The organism is Pseudalkalibacillus decolorationis (assembly GCF_024609785.1).
Taxonomy (GTDB): Bacteria; Bacillota; Bacilli; order Bacillales; family Fictibacillaceae; genus Pseudalkalibacillus; species Pseudalkalibacillus decolorationis.
The window spans coordinates 106,966-126,187 of sequence record NZ_JANHJQ010000006.1 but is presented as its reverse complement, the minus strand read 5'-3'; the positions used below and the strand labels follow the sequence as shown (position 1 = coordinate 126,187).

17 protein-coding genes are annotated in these 19,222 nt (G+C 40.7%); 7 read left to right on the top strand and 10 right to left on the bottom strand.

What is annotated here, in order from left to right:
- The first annotated feature begins 499 nt into the window (after nt 1-499).
- Nucleotides 500-793, top strand: a complete 294-nt coding sequence (locus NON16_RS07560) for a CD3324 family protein (RefSeq protein ID WP_372508760.1) — start codon at nt 500-502, stop codon at nt 791-793.
- A gap of 822 nt (nt 794-1,615) precedes the next feature.
- Here the strand turns inward: NON16_RS07560 and menC are convergent.
- On the bottom strand, nt 1,616-2,722 hold the full coding sequence (menC, locus tag NON16_RS07555; RefSeq protein WP_257348206.1) for an o-succinylbenzoate synthase: 1,107 nt from the start codon (nt 2,720-2,722) through the stop codon (nt 1,616-1,618).
- A gap of 119 nt (nt 2,723-2,841) precedes the next feature.
- Here menC and NON16_RS07550 point away from each other — a divergent pair, with 119 nt between their 5' ends.
- The 3 genes from NON16_RS07550 to NON16_RS07540 all read left to right on the top strand — a co-directional run bounded on the left by NON16_RS07550 (nt 2,842) and on the right by NON16_RS07540 (nt 5,524).
- Nucleotides 2,842-3,672, top strand: a complete 831-nt coding sequence (locus tag NON16_RS07550) for a MurR/RpiR family transcriptional regulator (protein WP_257348205.1) — start codon at nt 2,842-2,844, stop codon at nt 3,670-3,672.
- Nucleotides 3,672-4,799 (top strand): M20 peptidase aminoacylase family protein, encoded by a 1,128-nt coding sequence (locus NON16_RS07545; RefSeq protein ID WP_257348203.1) that lies wholly within the window; start codon nt 3,672-3,674, stop codon nt 4,797-4,799. Before NON16_RS07550 ends, NON16_RS07545 begins: the two co-directional genes overlap by 1 nt.
- Before the next feature lie 293 nt (nt 4,800-5,092).
- Nucleotides 5,093-5,524, top strand: a complete 432-nt coding sequence (locus NON16_RS07540; protein WP_257348301.1) for a peroxiredoxin-like family protein — start codon at nt 5,093-5,095, stop codon at nt 5,522-5,524.
- Between the two features lie 168 nt (nt 5,525-5,692).
- Here NON16_RS07540 and NON16_RS07535 read toward each other — a convergent pair whose 3' ends face one another.
- From NON16_RS07535 to NON16_RS07500, 8 genes are all read right to left on the bottom strand, one after another.
- Entirely contained in the window at nt 5,693-6,622 is a 930-nt protein-coding gene (locus NON16_RS07535; RefSeq protein ID WP_257348202.1) for an aminopeptidase, read from the bottom strand.
- 18 nt (nt 6,623-6,640) lie between these two features.
- Complete coding sequence (locus NON16_RS07530) at nt 6,641-7,402, bottom strand: IclR family transcriptional regulator (RefSeq protein ID WP_257348201.1); 762 nt, start codon at nt 7,400-7,402, stop codon at nt 6,641-6,643.
- A 376-nt stretch (nt 7,403-7,778) separates the two neighbouring features.
- Nucleotides 7,779-9,047, bottom strand: a complete 1,269-nt coding sequence (locus NON16_RS07525) for a M20 family metallopeptidase (RefSeq protein ID WP_257348200.1) — start codon at nt 9,045-9,047, stop codon at nt 7,779-7,781.
- Nucleotides 9,044-9,994, bottom strand: a complete 951-nt coding sequence (locus tag NON16_RS07520) for a DUF1177 domain-containing protein (RefSeq protein WP_257348199.1) — start codon at nt 9,992-9,994, stop codon at nt 9,044-9,046. The genes NON16_RS07525 and NON16_RS07520 overlap by 4 nt, the downstream gene beginning before the upstream one ends.
- 20 nt (nt 9,995-10,014) lie before the next feature.
- A complete protein-coding gene (locus NON16_RS07515) occupies nt 10,015-10,986 on the bottom strand; it encodes an ABC transporter ATP-binding protein (protein ID WP_257348197.1) in 972 nt (323 codons plus the stop codon).
- Nucleotides 10,979-11,992: an ABC transporter ATP-binding protein gene (locus NON16_RS07510; protein ID WP_257348196.1), complete on the bottom strand. Its 1,014-nt coding sequence runs from the start codon at nt 11,990-11,992 to the stop codon at nt 10,979-10,981. The genes NON16_RS07515 and NON16_RS07510 overlap by 8 nt, the downstream gene beginning before the upstream one ends.
- A gap of 18 nt (nt 11,993-12,010) precedes the next feature.
- The gene (locus NON16_RS07505) at nt 12,011-12,862 is read right to left on the bottom strand and encodes an ABC transporter permease (RefSeq protein ID WP_372508765.1); all 852 of its coding nucleotides are present in this window, start codon (nt 12,860-12,862) and stop codon (nt 12,011-12,013) included.
- 38 nt (nt 12,863-12,900) lie between these two features.
- Complete coding sequence (locus NON16_RS07500; RefSeq protein ID WP_257348194.1) at nt 12,901-13,866, bottom strand: ABC transporter permease; 966 nt, start codon at nt 13,864-13,866, stop codon at nt 12,901-12,903.
- 232 nt (nt 13,867-14,098) lie between these two features.
- Between NON16_RS07500 and NON16_RS07495 the strand changes: the two genes are divergently transcribed.
- The 3 genes from NON16_RS07495 to NON16_RS07485 all read left to right on the top strand — a co-directional run bounded on the left by NON16_RS07495 (nt 14,099) and on the right by NON16_RS07485 (nt 18,079).
- On the top strand, nt 14,099-15,703 hold the full coding sequence (locus tag NON16_RS07495) for an ABC transporter substrate-binding protein (RefSeq protein WP_257348193.1): 1,605 nt from the start codon (nt 14,099-14,101) through the stop codon (nt 15,701-15,703).
- A 109-nt stretch (nt 15,704-15,812) separates the two neighbouring features.
- Nucleotides 15,813-16,901, top strand: coding sequence for an amidohydrolase family protein (locus NON16_RS07490; protein WP_257348192.1), 1,089 nt, complete (start codon nt 15,813-15,815; stop codon nt 16,899-16,901).
- A 5-nt stretch (nt 16,902-16,906) separates the two neighbouring features.
- Nucleotides 16,907-18,079: an amidohydrolase family protein gene (locus NON16_RS07485; protein ID WP_257348191.1), complete on the top strand. Its 1,173-nt coding sequence runs from the start codon at nt 16,907-16,909 to the stop codon at nt 18,077-18,079.
- 212 nt (nt 18,080-18,291) lie between these two features.
- Here the strand turns inward: NON16_RS07485 and NON16_RS07480 are convergent, their stop codons facing one another.
- Nucleotides 18,292-19,194: an AEC family transporter gene (locus NON16_RS07480; RefSeq protein WP_257348190.1), complete on the bottom strand. Its 903-nt coding sequence runs from the start codon at nt 19,192-19,194 to the stop codon at nt 18,292-18,294.
- Nucleotides 19,195-19,222: the final 28 nt, after the last annotated feature.

Sequence of the window (19,222 nt, the reverse complement as noted above, 5' to 3'; positions counted from 1 at the left end):
AAAACGAACATTTGTTCTGTAGTAAGAATACTACAAGAAAGAAGAAATGACAAGGTTCTGACCGCAATTTCTTTTTAGAGAGATCGAATTCATCCTATCACTAAAGCGAATGGGCTTTCTTCGATCAACTTCTGGTAAAGAATAATTATAATTGTTTTTTCACTTGTTCGCTTGGCAGATTCTGTGAGTTAATAAGGGTGTCGGACCGATAGTATTTTGCGGAAGGAGGCTGATTATTTTGATCAAGCAATATGAGGTGGTTTCCGCATAAGCGGGAATCTCAAAACATGAGGTCGGGAACGACCTCATGTAATTTTCTGAATATTCCTTCTTTCCAAATCCAGTAAATCCACTTATACTAAAATATATGAGTACTTCTTACACACTGGTTGTAAGACTTTTCTTTTTTAAAAAATAAAAAGCGAAAGGAGAATTAAACCGATGAATGATAAGAAAGCGTATATACACGTACACCTTGACCTTAATAAGGAGGACGTAAATGTTGCAATACAAAAACGGAAAAGAGGTGTTTCCCCTTAGTTTGCTGAATGAGCTGCAGAAATACATCGAAGGTGAGCTCATCTATATCCCCAAGAAAAAGGATCAGCGAGCGCGGTGGGGGGAAGTCAACGGATCACGTCAGTTAATCAAACAACGGAACGATGAGATCTATCAATCATACATGGAAGGCTTGTCTTTTGACTCGTTAGAGCAGAAGTACAACTTGTCTGTGGAAAGCATCCGTAAAATCATATATAAAACACGTAGGATATATGACGAATCGAAAAGATGACTTTAATTATATGACAACTAAAGAATCTATATTTTTCCTTATTATCCCGGCCCTCGAACTTTTTAGTTGAATTATTCTCAGTTCGGACGAATTCCAGGTTTTTCGGATGAATTATTCTCAGTACGGATGAATTCCAGGTTTCCCAGATGAATTATTCCCAATACGGATGAATTCAAGGTTTCCCAGATGAATTATTCCCAATACGGACGAATTCCAGGTTTTCCGGATGAATTATTCTCAATACGGATGAATTCCAGATTTCCTGGATGAATTATTCTCAATACGGACGAATTCCAGGTTTTCCGGATGAATTATTCCCAATACGGACGAATTCCAGATTTTCCGGATGAATTTTTATGAGAACAGCTGTCAAATCTGCATGTTTTTCATTAAATAGGGTCTTTTTATACTCTTGAAGAAGAGTCATTACTACTTTTAACGCTAAATTGGAATTTGACAGGTCTCTTATTGATGCAATGGGTATAAGTACGGATTCCAAGGTGAACGGTTAGAAAAAGAAAGCTAATTACAGAATTCGGCTTTCTTTTTCTTTGTTCAAATCCGAATTTTACACTTCTGTATTTATCCGTATGATATCCAAGCTCTTTTGTTTATCAAGGTGAGTGGCCTATCATACTATTGCGACTTCCACTTTAAAGAAAACTTGGCAAAGCCAAGCCTTGGCGTAGGCTGAGCTTTAGTTGCGCTTATACTTGGGACGTAAGTAAACTTTTACTCAACGTCGCTTATACTTCTTGTTGAAAAGTTATACTTTCCTAACGTACAAGAAAAAGTGGTTTTCTTTTATTAGTGGTGGGTAGTTCACTTAAGTACGCTACGTTCAACGGTATTTTTCTCAACTTCTTTTCGGTTTACTTCATATCCGATCCCTGGTGCCTCAGGGACGTCTAACACTCCATTGTTTACTACAACTTCTGGCTCTATGATATCTTTATGCCAATATCTCGATGAGGAAGCCGTATCACCTGGGAGAGTGAAGTTTGATAATGTTGTAATCGCGATATTATGTGCTCGCCCTACTCCAGATTCCAGCATGCCGCCACACCATAGTGGAATGTTTTCATGTTTACATAAGTCGTGGATTTTCCTAGCTTGTGACAAACCGCCAACTCGCCCTATTTTCATATTAATGATCTTTCCACTTCCTAATTCGATCGCCTGCCGTGCATCTTCATACGAATGAATACTTTCATCAAGGCAAATTGGCGTTTGTATTTCTTTTTGTAATTTAGCATGATCGATCAAATCCCCAGATGTTAACGGCTGTTCAATCATCATTAAGTTATATTGATCCATCGCTTTTAACGTTTCAACATCATCCAATGTATAAGCTGAATTTGCATCGGCCATCAGAGGGATATTCGGAAAACGACTCCGCACTTTCTCTATAACATCTAAATCTTTCCCAGGTTTAATCTTAATTTTAATCCTCTTATACCCTTCATCTACTTTTCTCTTAATTGATTCATACAAGTTTTCTATATTTTCCTCGATCCCTAAACTGATCCCAACCTCAATTTGAGACTTAGTGCCTCCTAATGCGTTTGACAGTGGCAGTCCTTTTGTTTTTGCATATAAATCCCAAAATGCCCCGTCAAGCGCCGACTTGGCCATATTGTTTCTTTTAAATACATCGAATAGTGACTGTAAATGATCTGGATGTTCTATTTCTTTATTCAATACCATGGGAACAAGAAGATGATTAAGCATATACCAACTTGATTGTGTAAATTCCTCACTGTACAATGGTTTTTCAGACGTTACACATTCACCCCAGCCTGACAAACCGTCTTCATCTTTTACCTCGACTAATAAAAACAACCGTTCATGTTCGGTCCCAAAGCTTGTTGTAAAAGGATGTCTCATTTTCATTTTCATTTTATATAGAACAACTTCTTTTATTCTCATTTAGTCCATACTCCCCGTCGAATGATTTTTCTGAATATTAACAACTTGCACTCGATTATAATAAAGTATATAATTTATTTCAAGATAAAATATTGTAAACACTTCAAAAAGGTGAGTTTATGTCGAGAAATTTTATTGAAATGACAAAAGAGAATTTTCCGCATTTAACAAAGGGGTTAAAGAAGGTTGGTGACTATTTACTATCCGATCCAATGATTTTCGCGATCCACCCTGCTAAAAAAGTAGGAGAAACGATTGGGGTCAGTGAAACGATGATTATACGTTTTTGCACATCAATCGGGTATAGTGGGTTCAGCGAATTACAAAAGGATGTTCGTAACCATTTGTTAGATCTAAAACAAGAGTCAACGAATGAACACATACTTGAAAATGAACCCGCATCTAATAACTATATTGAGAGTTTAAAAAACGATATAAGTAATCTAAGTAGTGCGTCGAGTCAGGTCGATTTTGAAAACATGGATAAAATCGTTGAATCCATCATCAATAGCGAAAAGGTAATCGTAGTAGGTTATTACCATTCATTCACTTTCGCACATTGGTTCTACTTTAATCTGACGTATACTTTAGGTAATGCTTCCCTTTACCGCCCAGAAACGGATGCAGGTTTACTTGACTTACTACCTAAAAATTCCTGCATTATCGTGTTTTCCTTTTACAGATATGCACTAGACACGATTAGGCTTGCAGAAGAAGCAAAAAGTAAAGGAATTAAAGTGATTACAATTACTGACTCACGAGTGGCACCTGTTTCCGAATTTGCAGATATCGTACTTCCGATCAATATGGCCCATAGTTCGCTATTTAGCAAAGGTCCTGTAACCCTATCGATTATAAATTCGATCTTAAATGAGATTATTCACAGAGTTGAAAAACGGGGCAAGATCCATACGACATATAAATACTTCATAAAGGACGGGGAAGAATAATGGACGTGAATATCCTTAATGAACGTGTGTTAGATACGTTTCACTATTTACATGAGCACGCGGAGATTAGTTGGGAAGAGACTGAAACTACGAAATATATAGCAAAACGACTTAAAGAAAGCGGATGTAAGGTTACAACATTTGATGATTGTCCTGGCGTTATCGGGGAATTTGGTAATTTTGAAAATAATTTACCCGTGATAGCCATTCGAGCAGATATTGATGCATTGTGGCAAGAAGTCAACGGGGAATTCAGAGCCAATCATTCATGTGGCCACGATGCACACATGTCAATGGTTTTGGGAGTTCTATGGATGTTGGAACAAAACAAAGCAATCAAGGACAAAATCGCCATCAAATTCATTTTCCAACCTGCTGAAGAAAAGGGTTCTGGTGCACTGAAGATGGTGGATAAAGGTGTTGTCGATGATGTGGATTACTTATATGGTATTCACTTACGACCTGAACAAGAGACAAAGATCGGACATGCGACACCGGTTATCGTGCACGGTGCAGCACTACAGGTTAATGGAAGAATCAAAGGTTACGATGCACATGGGGCTCGACCACACCTCAACCAAAATGCTATAGAGATTGGTGCTCAGATCGTTAATATGATCAATAAAATCTATTTGGATCCACGAGTCCCTTACTCTGTGAAAATGACAAACTTTCATGCCGGGGGAAAGAACACGAATATCATACCTGGGAGCGGAACCTTTTCACTAGATATGCGTGCACAAAATAATGAATTAATGGATGAGTTAGAGAGAAAGGTAAATGGTATCTTCACGGCGATAAGTGATTTATATGATGTGGCTATTGAGGTTGAAAATATCGAAGGAATTGCTGCTGCAGAAACAAATTCGGAAGCAATAAAGATTATGGAAAAAGCAATAAGTGATACGTTAGGCGAAGATAAAGTAGACCCGCCATTAGTGACTCCCGGTGGAGATGACTTCCATTTCTATACGATAAAAAAGCCACAACTTAAAGCTACAATGATCGGATTAGGTTGTGATCTTAAACCAGGGTTACATCATCCACACATGACATTTAATAAAGATGCATTAATGAATGGCGTTCAAATTTTGTATAACGCCATCCTGCAAACCTACAAAATTTAAATGCAGATTTCTATATAGAACCTAGACAGACGAATAAGAAGTACTGTCTAGGTTTATTACACTTCTGAATTCTATTATTTGGCTTGCATTTGTTGGTACAGTTATAATAGATATATAACTTAGATAGACTCATCTTCCTGTTTGAAATAACGTTACGATAAGCGAATCAAGGAGGACTTTTCATGAATATTGAATTTGAAACCCAAAATGATCGTTCAATTACACTTGAAGAAATCACGAAAAATAGCGGGCAGAAGACAATGGTCGTATATGTTCGCCATCTTGGCTGACCGATCTGTCGTGAATATCTTACGCAGTTGCGTGAGCGCATAAATGAATTTAATGATCGTGGTGTGGCTGTCTATGCGGTAGCCCCATCGAACGCGAAGTTTATTAGTCAGTTTCTTGACGCATTCGGTCCCTTCCCTTTTCCAATTCTCGGGGACCCGGAAAAAGAAGGGTATCGTCAAATGGGACATAAAACAATGCCAAAATGGAAGCTGTTGTCGAAGGCTGCGTTGGGATTTGTCTTACGTAAAACGAAAAATTTCATCCCAAGTGATGAGCGCCAAAAAGCGGTCGTTCTCCAATCAATGAAAAAAGCGGACGTCTTCATTCAAGGCGGTACCTATCTCTATTCAGAGGATGGAAAACTGTTTTGGAAGCATGTCGATTCTTCTCCGGATGATCATGCAAAAATTGATACAGTGTTGGGGAAATTATAGAGGAAGAAAACGTATAAATCGATTTTGATTTATACGTTTTTATAACCTTTCCTCGATTGAACATCGAGAAAAGGCCACAGATTAATATACTCTTTTAAATTGTCTACTTGAAGGAGGGAGGGCAGTCTTCTCTCTTTTTCTATTCCACCTTGTTCCATGAAGCTACTTTTATTTAAACGAAATGACCTTGTCATCGATCCAAACAACCGGTTCCTTGATGACACAATCAATATGAACACCGGCTTCATTCTCTCCTCCGAAGGATTTATTGCTACCAAACGCAATATGTACGGTGCCATAAACTTTTTCGTCCTCGAGGACATTGCCTGTTAATCTCGCTTTCTTATTGGTGCCGATTCCAAATTCAGCTATGATTCTTCCTTTTCCGTCTCCCAGCAGTTCGAGCAAGTGTTTACCATCCTTGCCGCTCGCATCTGTTAATCTCCCATTTTTAATGGTTAATTCAATCGGCTCGCTGAGTACACCGATTCCGGCAATGGCGCCATCGATAAGAATGGTACCATTAGCAGTGTCCTCCAGCGGAGCAAGATAACTTTCACCTGAAGGAAGGTTTCCGGACTCTCCTTTTTCCCGAAAGACGCCTGTACTTGGGATGCTTTTTCTTCCTTTTATAGAAAAAGACAAGTGAGTATCTTCCTTTTTTATATCAACCTCCTCCCCTGCATCCAGCAAACCGCAATAGTATTTAGTAAGTTCTTCTACTTCCAGGTAGTCTGCTGTAATGGCGCCTTCATGTAGCATATCCAAGGTAATTCCTGGCATGGTGGCAACTCGTACTCCAGCTGCGGACGCTTCTTTTCTTGCATTTGTATGGGTAAGCGAGTGCTTCGTAATACAAAGGACGACCTCGGCATATTTCATTGCTTCGGATACAGGCACCGGAGGCTCTTCCCCCGATTTATATCTTGGTGTCATTTGCATAAGCATGGTTTCATTGCCTGCAGCAATTCCAGATTGAAAAAACACATTTGCGATTTCAGCTAATTCTGAATCCGTGATGATTAAAATATGGTCATTTTCTCTAATGTGCAAGTTATTCCTTAAAACTGATTTTGTAACTTCAGTCAATTGGTGCATGTTTATCCTCCTTAAATATCAAGCTTTGAATTTCAGTTGATAACGTTGGATCACTTGAGCTACTTCATCTCTCGCTTCTTTTAATTGCGGCAGATACTTCTGGATGTTTTCATCCGACATCCGATATACTGGTCCTGAAACGGTAAGGGACCCAATAATTTCCTTATCATCAAACAAAGGGACGGCTAGGGCAATTACATCTTCCGTATATTCACTTTGGCTTTCCGCCCACCCTTGTTCGCGAATTTTTTCCAATTCTGCTCTTAATATATCTGGATCAGTCATCGTCGTTTTTGTGTATTTTACCAAACCAATTTCAATAACTGATTCCACAAATTCTTCGGGCAGGAAGGCGAGTATAGAACGATAGGAAGCACCGACATATAGAGGCGCTCTGCTTCCGGCTGACACCGAAAATTTCACTTTATTTTCTGGTTCAAGCACTTCGAGCGTTACCGCTTCGTCGCGGTCTAAAATGGTAAGGAAAATCGACTCTCCCGTTTTTTCCATTAACTGTTCAAGGATCGGTCGAATCAATTTTTGAATATTTAGGCTTTCATACATGATAATCCCCAGTTCCCATGTAGCATAACCAAGTGAATATTTCTTTGTAACCTCGTCTTTTGTTATAAATCTATTTTTCTCAAATGTTTCAAGAATCCGGTATATATTTGTATGATTCATCCCAAGTTCATTTGCCAGTTCCCTTCCACCCCATACCGGCTTTTCCCTTGTAAACATTTTAAGAACCTTTAGTGCTGAATCTAACGTTTTTAACATAATAAACCCCTTCTCCAATGGCTAATAGTTATAATTGATCATCTGCTATTATGTAAAATCGAATGCTTATAATGGGCTATTCCGCAAAAATCGGCAGTTATCCCTTTAAGTATACGGGGTTAAAACCTTAAAGGGAATGACTGCTCGTAAATCCCCATTTTCACAGGCCAATAAAGAAAACTTGGCTAGCGCCAATCCTTAGCGTTGTCGATTGCCTTAGTCCCTAAAGGGATGACCTAAAGGCCCTTGCTTTATACTATAAGAAAGTATTTTTATACTTTCTTAACGTGTAAGCGTCAGACTTGCTTAAAAGCGTCTATTTCGTTTATGTTTCCTATTGACCTGCAAAGGAAGGAAAATCCCAAAAATAATTCAATTATTTTGAATTCAGAAAATCAACCACTGCTGCTACGTACACTTTAGCACACCTTACCACATCATCAACCTGAACCTTTTCATTGTATCCATGAATACTTGGTAAGTATGCAGGTCCGTACTGAAGAACCGGGATTTGATGATCCCTGAAGTGGCGCGCGTCGCTGCTTGCCCATTGCATAACTCCATATGATTCCTTTCCAGTGACAAGGGAAACATTATCTACAATCGCCTTACAGACAGGATCTTCTGCAGCTGTGTAATTAGCGTGGCTTCTAAAACCGAACGGACGGATTTCATAGCGGATTCCCAATTCATCCAATTCCTTCTGTAAATAGGCACTTATTTCATCCCGGGTAATACCAAAAGGAAGGCGACAGTCGATTTGCACTTTGCAGCTTTCAGGAATGATATTAGACTTCGTTCCTCCGTGAATCGTTCCGATATTAACAGTGACTCGTTCCAATACCGGTTGAAATTTCTCTCTGTCCTTCTCCACTTCCCGCATATAACGCTTTGAAACTTCAATAAGCGGCTGTACCTCTTCAGGAATGGAAATTTGAAGATCCCATAGCTTTCTTATTTTTTCAATCGCGGCAAGAGCATCCGTAATTGCGTTATTGCCAGCAATAGGCGAAAGGCTGCCATGTCCCGGTTCCCCAAATACCTCAAGTTCGAACCAATATGATCCTTTTTGGCCAAGTGTTGGATTTAATGGTGAGGAAGGTTCGGCAATCAAGCATCCGTTTCCAGTAATAATACCATTTTCCAACAGCCATGGGACACCGTACTCCCCACCCGTCTCTTCGTCAGGAACAATCGCCAGCGTCAATTTTCCCGGTAAATCTACTTTTAACTCTTTAAGTAAAGCAAAGGCAAACATTATACCGGCAAGGCCAGCTTTCATATCACTGGCTCCTCTGCCAAGAATCCAGCCGTCCTTTACTTCCCCGGAGAAGGGATCAAAATCCCATTTTGATAAATCTCCGGCCGGTACTACATCTGTGTGCCCGCAATAAATCAAATGCTTTCCATCTTCTTGCCCAATGTTCGATACCAGATTATACATTTTATCAGCTGGCTCATGCCAATCAGCCTCAAGACCATATTGGTTAAGGTAATTTGCAATGAACTGACTAACCTCGGTTGAGTCTCCCGGTGGGTTTTCACTGGGAATCCTGATTAGGGAGCTGCAGAGTTCAATTAATTCGTCCTTGCGGGATTCAACTTCATCTATTAATGTTTGCTTGAGAGCTGTTAAATCTTTCATCCTGCAGTCACCTGATTTCCTTGTGTTTGGAAATGCGTCATTTTTCCATATAGTTCTTCAAGGCGGTCAAATTCACTTGGATCGAAGAAAGCACATTTATTTTCTCCAAAAAGCTTGGCAACTTCAATGACATAACGCACTACTTGTTCAACATCCGCTGGATGGGTAGCTCCTGTTCCGCAGCCGGCAACCGCTGTTTCAGTTGTAATTGCTACACCTACTACTGGGCTTTTTGTTGCCACAGCAGGCTGGAGGATACTGTTAACATGGTACACTCCGTTTCCGTAAGGTGTGATATCCTGTGTTGTAATAGGTAGAGTTACAGGGAGCCTTCCGGCAGATTGGGTATAAACATGCAGTAAGTCATTACTTACTTTTAAAATGTACCCTTCTTTTACCGTTGGAGTGATAGCAAATCCCCGATGATTTGTAATCATGTTTCCTTTTGTCGTATCAATAGACAAAATCGCATCCATCTCTTCTGTCACTTCATGCATATTCATGGTTAAAATATCAACCGGAGAGTTCATAAAAGGAACAGGATCATGCGGCAGTGTTGGAGCTGTCGGACAAATATGCGTTGTCAGAATTACATCACCCTGAAGACAATCTCCCTTTCCAGTCATATCAAGCAATTTTGCAGCTGAGGCAATACATGATAGAGCGCCATCGCCATCTGAAACAAATCCTTTTACCTGCGGACGCGCGCCAATTCCGCCTAAACGTCCGATAATCCCTAAAGTAGGGGCCTCTCCGCCGTTTGCCTTTCCTTTTTCTCCCGGTATAGTCACTTTAATAAAATCTGTATAGCCTTCATTTCCTTCAACAGTCTGGACCGTAATATCCCCCAGACTAGAAATGGAATCTAAGTAACCTTTAACATCCTTTCCCGATACATCTATATTATCTAAAAGCTCATACACATCCATAACATATTTTAAAGACATAGTAAAATTCCTCCTCTGTTTTATTCAACAATATGACAGGCTACTTGATGCCTTGTTGCCGTTTTTTTCAATTCAGGAGCCTGAGTTTTGCAAATCTCTATTGCATAAGGGCATCTTTGATGAAAATGGCATCCTGACGGCGGGTTGACCGGACTTGGCACATCCCCTTTTAAAAGAATTCGTTCTTTCTTTTCAAATGGTCCTTCTTTTGGAATAGCGGAAAGCAATGCTTTTGTGTAAGGATGGCTGGGGTTTTGATAGATTTCATTGTATGTCCCCATTTCAACAATTTTTCCGAGATACATAACAGCAATACGATCACACATATACCTCACAACGTTTAAATCGTGTGAAATAAACAAGTACGTTAAATCAAATTTTTTTTGCAGGTCTTTTAACAAATTAATAACCTGGGCCTGAACCGATACATCCAACGCGGAAACGGGTTCATCACAAATGATGACATCAGGATTAAGCGCCAGTGCACGGGCAATATTGATCCGTTGACGCTGTCCTCCAGAAAATTCGTGAGGGTATCTTTCCCCGTGATAACTGCTTAAGCCGACCACATCAAGCAATTCCTGGACACGATTTTTGCGCAATGATTTATCACCGATATTATGAATCACCAGAGGCTCTATGATTAATTGCTCAATAGTTTTTCTCGGATCCAATGAGGCATATGGGTTTTGAAAAACCATTTGGATTGACTTTCTAGCGGAACGGATTTCTTTGGTTCCGAGTGAAGCTAAATCCTTTCCCTTAAATTCAACCCTTCCTTCTGTCGGCAGGATTAATTGATTGATTAATCTTGCCATGGTCGATTTGCCGCAGCCGGATTCCCCAACAACCCCAAGCGTTTCACCGCGAAAAACGTCAAAGCTGACACCGTCAACTGCTTTAACACTTTGGGTCGATTTTTTAAAAGGCAGTGGATCATCGATAGGAAAGTGCTTCTTTAAGTTATCTACTTTGATAATGACTTCAGCCATGATAGACCCGCTCCTTTCGCTGTAGCCGCGTATTCTTTGTTTGAAAATGGCAGGAGACAGAATGACCTTCCTCCACTTCAACCATTTCGGGTTTTGCTGAAAAACATATCTCCTGTGCGTATGGGCAGCGGTCTGCAAAGTGGCAGCCTGGCATTTCCTCACGCAGATCAGGCGGGCTCCCGGGAATAGCAGATAGCCCTTCTTCATTTGATATTTCACTTGTAATCTGGGAATCCAGCAACCCCCATGTATAAGGATGAAGAGGATTTTCATAAATCGTTTTTACACTTCCGGATTCGACGGTGTTTCCGGCATACATGACAATCACCTTATCGCAAATCTCCCAGACAACCCCCAAATCGTGGGTAATCATAATAATGGACGTATCAATGGTGTCCTGTAGATGCCTCATTAAATCAAGGATTTGAGCCTGTACCGTCACATCCAGCGCAGTTGTTGGTTCGTCCGCGATTAATAATTTCGGTTTGCAGGCTAACGCAATAGCAACCATAACCCGCTGTCTCATTCCGCCTGAAAACTCGTGCGGATACATATTAATCCGTTTTTCCGCTTCTGGTATTCCTACCAGCTTAAGCATATCGACAGCTGCTGCCTTCGCTTCCTTTTTCGAAACCTTTCGGTGGGCACGTATAGATTCCATGATCTGGTCGCCGACTTTGAATACAGGATTCAGACTGGTCATCGGGTCTTGAAAAATCATCGAAATTTCATTTCCCCTTACAGACCGCATATCTTTATCCGATAAAGAAAGTAGATCCGTTCCTTCAAACAGCATCATTCCACCAGTTATATTTCCAGGTGGATTCGGGATAAGCCGAAGCAATGCGGTTGCCGTAACACTTTTCCCGGAGCCCGATTCTCCTACAATGCCAAGGGTCTCCTTTTTATTTAATGTAAAACTAACACCGTTTACTGCCTTGACAATCGAAGAGGAAGAGCGAAAATGCACTTCCAAATCCTCAACCTTCAAAAGAAGATCCGACATACGTATCACCTCTATCAATTAAATTTTCATTTTTGGATCCAAAGCATCTCGAAGGCCATCTCCGAACAAATTAATGCCAAGTACGGTAATTAAAATGGCTAACCCAGAGAAAGTAGCCATGTGAGGGCTTAACACCAAAAAGTCTTTCCCATCCTTCAAAATACTCCCCCACGAAGCAGTTGGAGGCTGAACACCTAATCCTAAGAAACTTAATGCGGCTTCAGAAATAATCGCGCCGGCAATACTCATCGTTCCATATACAATTAATGGGGCCAAGCAGTTAGGCAATACATGTTGAAAAAGGATACGTCCGTCCGTTGCGCCCAACGACCTCGTTACTTCGATAAATTCTTCTTCTTTTACACTGAGTACTTGTCCGCGGACAATTCTCGCAAAGCCAGGGATATTCGCTACCCCTATTGCAATAATCACATTTACAAGACCCTGTCCAAGAACCGTCATAAGTGTTATAGCCAGAAGGATAAAAGGGAATGCGAATAAGCCATCCATTGTGCGCATGATGATGGAATCAAGCTTTCCGCCAAAATAGCCGGAAACTAAACCAAGGAAGGTGCCAAAGAATGCTCCAAAAACAACAGCTGAAACCCCGACGATTAAAGAAATTCTCGCTCCATAAACAAGACGACTGAACAAATCTCTTCCATAGTTATCGGTTCCCAATAGATGACCGTCCGTTCCGGGTATTTTCAGAGAACTTACAACATCCATCTCGTTAGGCGGATGAGTTGCAATCCACGGTGCAAACACAGCGATGATTGACATAAACAAGGTTACTGCCAAACCGATGGCGGCAAGCCGGTTTCGAATCAATTTCTTGAATAAGCTTGTTTCCTTTTTTGGCTTAGCCATCTTCTTTTCTGCAGCAGCAACGGTACTTTGTAAAGACATTATTTCGTCCCTCCCTTGCTGGTAGTGTAATTTACTCTTGGATTTACGACTTTGTACATAATATCGACAAGCAGATTAACGACAACAAAAATAACTGCAATAAATAGAACTGTACCTTGAACGACAACAAAATCCCTCTTATCAATGGCATCCACTATTAAGCGGCCCATTCCCGGCCAACTAAAAATAGTTTCTGTAAGGACTGCCCCTCCGAGCATCATCGAGATCTGCATACCAAGGACCGTCAATAATGGTGTGAGTGCATTTTTAAAGGCATGTTTGCAAATAACCCAAAACTCATTTAGCCCTTTAGAACGCGCTGTTTTTATGTAGTCCTGTGAAATAACCTCGAGCATACTCGAGCGGGTGATCCGTGCAAAAGTCGCCATTGGAATCGTTGCCAGTGTAATACTTGGGAGAATTAGATGCTTTATAAAAGGAATAAGCCCGTCATCAAGTGTTCCCATCCCTGTTGCAGGAAACCAGCCGAGATTAACACTAAAGTAAAGGACTAGCATCACTCCGAGCCAAAAGATCGGCATAGAGACCCCAATCAGTGATACGAGCATGACTGAATAGTCCAGCAGTGAATTTTGTTTTGAAGCAGAAATAATGCCAGCCGGTACGCCGACCATAAAGGCGATAATCAAAGCACTTACTGCCAAAATAAGCGTATTTGGAAACCGGTCCATAATTAAATTAACGATTGGTTGATTATAAGTAAGCGATGTTCCAAAATCCCCTGTTGCCAGATTGCCCATATATTGAAGGAACTGAATATACAAAGGATCGTTCAAACCAAGGTTTTCCCTCAAAGCTTCAATATCCTCAACGCTAGCCTGAGGTCCAAGCATAACGGCTGCGGGATCGCCCGGTATCAATCGTGTAATGATAAAGACAATGACTGCGACGACAAATATCGTTGGCAAGAGATCAAAAGTTCTTCTAATAATGTACGTTCCCATAAAAATACCTCCTTTTACATTTATCCATTATTTGAACCAGTGATTCATTATGTGAATTAAAAACAAGTGTAGCACCCTCTTTATAACTTGTAAATATAAAATAGTGCAAAAAATTTATGTTTTAGTAATATTCAAAAAATATATTTACTCTTCTCTTTTGTTATGGTAGTTTAAATATTAAATTCAGTATTTGAAATACTGTTTCACAATGTGAATCAAAGAGGGGGATTTTATGAGAAGTAAGTTATTTAAACACTGGTTTTTGTTAGTTGTCTCTATCATTTTAGTTTTAAGCGCCTGTTCTCAAGGAGGCGAATCTAGTACTGCTAAAAAGGAATCCGGGGCTAATGTCGGCGAACCCCAGGACGGCGGTAATTTAAATGTCGGTCTATCCGCAAACCCAAAAACGTTGGATCCGATTCAATATACGGGTGTCTATGAATCTCAGGTGATGCGTTCAGTTGCAGACACTCTCGTTGTATACAACAAGGATTTAAGTGAATTTGTACCTTCCCTTGCAACCGAATGGGAAGTTTCCGAAGACATGAAAGTATATACCTTTAAGCTACGAGATGATGTTTTTTTCCAGCCGGGCAAATATCAGGATGGCAGACAAATGACTGCCGAAGATGTGAAGTTCAGCCTAGAACGCTCTGCAAAAGAATCTGCAATGAACCGTTTGCGGGGTGTGAAAAAGGTTGAGGTAACAGGAGAGTTCGAAGTTGCCGTTCATCTAGACGCACCGAACGCCGCATTATTAGCAATGCTCACGGATGCAGGTAATATGATTGTACCCAAAGAAGAAGTTGAAGGCTGGGGTGACAAATTCGGAAGCCACCTTGTAGGTACAGGCCCTTTCCAAATTAAAAATTGGCAAAAGGATCAGCAGGTCGAACTCGTCCGCCATAATAAATATTGGGGCGAAAAACCTCATCTAGATGGCGTTACTTTTAAAATTATTTCCGATCCAAATATGATGACAAACGCTCTACGTTCCGGAGACATTGATATCGCCACTGATGTTAAAGGACAAAATCGTGAACTTATTAAACAGGATGATCAGCTGGAGTTGATCTCAAAACCAGCTCTTTCTTTAACTTACCTTGATCTGAACAACCAAAAAGGTCCTACGGCAGACCCTAAAGTCCGTGAAGCGATATATAAAGCGACAAACGTCGAGAAAATTGTAAAGGGAGTCAACCAGTGGGGTGGAGCTGAAGTCTCATATATGCCTCTGCCTAAGGAATCATGGGGATACAGCGAAGAACTCGAAAAGCTTAAACCAACCTATGATCCAGAGGCAGCGAAAAAGCTTTTAGCTGAAGCCGGTTACCCTGATGGATTTAAAACAGAGATTTACCTATCTGAAGCTCGGGTTCCATACGCAACCATTTTCCAAAATCAAATGAAAAAAAATCTTAACATTGATGTCGAAATTAAAGTCGTCGAATGGGGTACTTACAGCGATACAGTTGCCAAAGGGAATGCTCCTATGTCGATCGGCGGCTGGACTTGGTATCCGGACCCATACTTCTTCCTATATCAATTGTTCCATAGCGACCAAATCGGCGCACTCGGAAATGGAAAAGGCTATTCAAACCCTGAAGTGGATTCACTCTTAGAAAAAGCCGTTTCCGAAACAGTTGACCAGAAAGAACGGGCAAAATTATATCAAAAAGCACTTAAAATTATTATGAAAGAAGTTCCACGTATTGAGATAGATAATCTTGAATCTACAGCAGGCATTAACAAAAAGGTACAAGGCTACGATGTTTCTGCCGACTTCTCGATTCAGATTGTTCACCCTAACGGAACAAACGTCTGGATAAAGCAATAACCTACGAATATCCTCAGCATGGTATATATCACGATAAAGATTTTCGAAAAGTAGAGACATCCATCTCTACTTTTCTTTCATACTTAAAGGAAAAGAAGGGATTTAAAAAGTGTCTACAATCGCAATTACAAACGCGAACGTCTATAACCACGAAACTGGCGAATTCTCTCCGAAAACCGTACTGGTAAAGGAAGCAAAAATTCAAGCAGTAGTACCGCCTGATGAACCTCCTCACGATTGGACCATCATTGATGCCACAGGCTGCTATTTAACACCAGGCTTTATCGATGCTTGCTCACAGATTGGGTTAAAGGAAATCGGTGTGCGCTGGGAAGGAAATGATGGGTACGAACCCCACGAAGAAAATATGAATGGTCTTCAAGTTATCGATGGAATCTACCCTTTTGACCAGGCTTTTCAAGATGCCGTTGCTTTCGGGGTGACCGCAGCACATATCGTATCCTCTGCCAATTCTGTCACGGGAGCGGAAACAGCTGTTATCCATACCCATGGAAAAACGGCAGATGAAATGATAATACGTCATAAACTTGGTTATTCTTTTTCGATGGGGGATGTACCTAAAAAGGCCTTTTGGGAGAAAACCCATACCCCCCTTACCCGCATGGGGGTTGCCCATAAGATTCGGTCATCAATAAAGGAATTGCAGAAACAAGAACAACTGCAGGAAACTCCTATTTTTATTCGCTGTCACAGGGCAGATGATATTGCCACTGCATTAAGAATTGCAAAAGAGTTTGGTCTCCAAATGATCTTGGTTCACGCTACCGATTATTCAAAAATATCCAGTCATGAAACAAAATTTGATTTTTCAATTATTGCTGGCCCTTGCTTCCAGCCCATCGAAAGGGAAGAGCAAATAAATTTACGGTCATCCTTATATCGCGTACTTAAAGAACAACATGGCCAGTTCGCTTTTACCACAGACCACCCTGTCAGTTCGGTTAAACATTTGCAGTTGGAAGGTTGCTTAGCTATAAAGGCAGGCGTTTCGGAGCAGGTTGTATTGAATGGGTTAACACAGTATGGAGCCAAGCTGCTGCGGATCGATCATCTTACTGGAACCATACAACCAGGGCTGTTTGCTGATTTAGTCCTTTGGAATAAGCATCCACTTCAATTAACGGCACGTGCAGTCAGGACCTTTATAAAAGGAAAAGAAGTTTATAGATGGGAGTAAGAATAATGCTAAAAGTATTTCGAGGAGCAACAGTCTATACAATGGATGAAACCAATACCATCATTAGAAATGCTGACATTTGGGTTAAGGACAGAAAAATCGTCAAGGTTGGCTGTGAAACCAATGTTCCATCTGATGCAGATGTCGAAAATGTAGATGGGTGTGTCATCACGCCGGGCCTTATAGATATTCATACCCACGTTGGCATTTGGCGAGAAGTTCATGAACAGATTAATGATGCTAATGAATACGCAGACCCTTTTACTCCTCAAATGGCCGCTATCGATGGGATTGATATTCACCACTTTTCGTTTGAGATGGCGCGCCGGGGAGGAGTTACGACGATTCAGACGGGGGCAGGCAGCGCCAATCCGATTGGCGGAATTTGGAGCATTTTAAAAACGGGCGGAAGTTCATTAAAAGAAATGATCTTAACGGAAAAGAGCGGTTTAAAAGGAGCGCTTGGTGAAAATCCGAAAAATGTATTCGGGCAGCAATACAAAAAAACACCGGTTACGAGAATGGGCGTTGCCCGTCTGATTCGGAAAGGCTTTCAGGATGCACTGGCTTTATCCGATTTAGAGCGGGAGGCTGAGATTGCGAATCGAACGGATCTCGCCCCGTTTATTGATGTCCTCGAGGGGAAAATGCCCCTGCACCTGCATTGCCACAGGGCTGATGATATTGCCACAGCGATTCGAATTGCAAAGGAGTTCCAAGTAAAACTATGTTTGGAACACTGTACGGAAGGACACATGATGTTGGAAGCCATCAAAGAAAGCGGTGCAAGTGTGACTCTTGGACCATATATGCTACCGTCATCCAAATATGAAACACGCCATTCAACACCCGAGGCTCCCAAGCTTTTTTATGAAGCGGGAATCCCATTTGCGATTATGACAGACCACCCGTTTATTCCAATCCACTACTTAATTATTTGCGCGGTAGAAGCCGTTAAATACGGTCTGGATGAAACCGTAGCATTAAGAAGTATTACGAGCGAAGCTGCCAAGTTAGCCGGTATTCACAATAGGGTTGGATCTATCGAAACAGAAAAAGACGCAGACTTTGTTATTTGGTCACACGGTCCATTTGATACACAGGCAAATGTGATAGCTACTTATATTAACGGTCATGCTGTTTATGAGAAAGAGAGCGAAAGAACATGCGGCCAATAAGTTTGATCACGATCGGACAAACTCCCCGTCTCGATATGGTTCCAGCAATCCACAAATTTATGCTCATAATAATTGATAATACATCTGTCAATCTATGAATGAGCATTTCAAATAATTTGATTTTATTTCATGTTTCAAAAATGTTCCTATATTAAAATAGCAGGCACCTGCAAAGTGTCTGCTTAGACATAAATTGGTTTTGTCATAAAATCTTACAACGTTAACAGTATAACAATTGGAATCGTAATGACGCTCATGACTGTTGTTACAAGGGTTGCACTAGAAACATTTTGTGGTTCGGTCTGGAACTGGATCGCGATCATTGTTGTATTTGCTGCGGTAGGTGTGGCCGCCATAATAATCATGATTTGCTTTGTCATCTCATCTAAAGGCATCTGCCATACAATTAGAGCTGCAATAACTGGGGCAGCAATAAGTTTTAAGGTTAAGGCCGTAGACAGCTTTCTCCAGTCCACCGCTTTCACACTAATATTAGCCAGCTGCATACCTAACGTAATCATGATGACGGGAATAGCAGCATCAGCGATAAAATTAACTCCATCCAGTAACCCTTTTTCTAGTGGGATATGAAGCCATTGAAAAGCAAGTCCGATTATGGCTCCATAGACCATTGGCATTCTTTTTACAGCGTTTAGAGCAGCTTTTACACCGCTATCCACTGAACTTCCTTTTGCAGCATAATATACCCCAAGGGTACTCATCAATAATTGTTGGATAACCATTAAAATAATAGCTGTTTCCATTCCCGCTGCTCCGAACAAAAAGAAAGTAAGGGGAGTTCCGTAATTTCCATTATTCATGAATGCTGAAGCAAGAATCAAACCACACCGTTCCGGTTCATTATAGCCGTACACCTTCGATAACACACTTACAATCACAATGATAACAGTACACAATCCAAGCAAATAAAGTACCAAATATCCATAAGAAGTATTTATTGGCTGCTCGTAAAAGGTGCGGAAAACTAGAAAAGGAACCATTACATAGATTGCAAGTTTAGATAGCTCTTTTGTTTCTAAATTCAACAAACGTTGAGCAAAATATCCGACTCCGAATACGAAAAATATGGGCAGCAAAATACTTGTTATGGACATGGTTCATTCTCCTTATATTATAAACGAA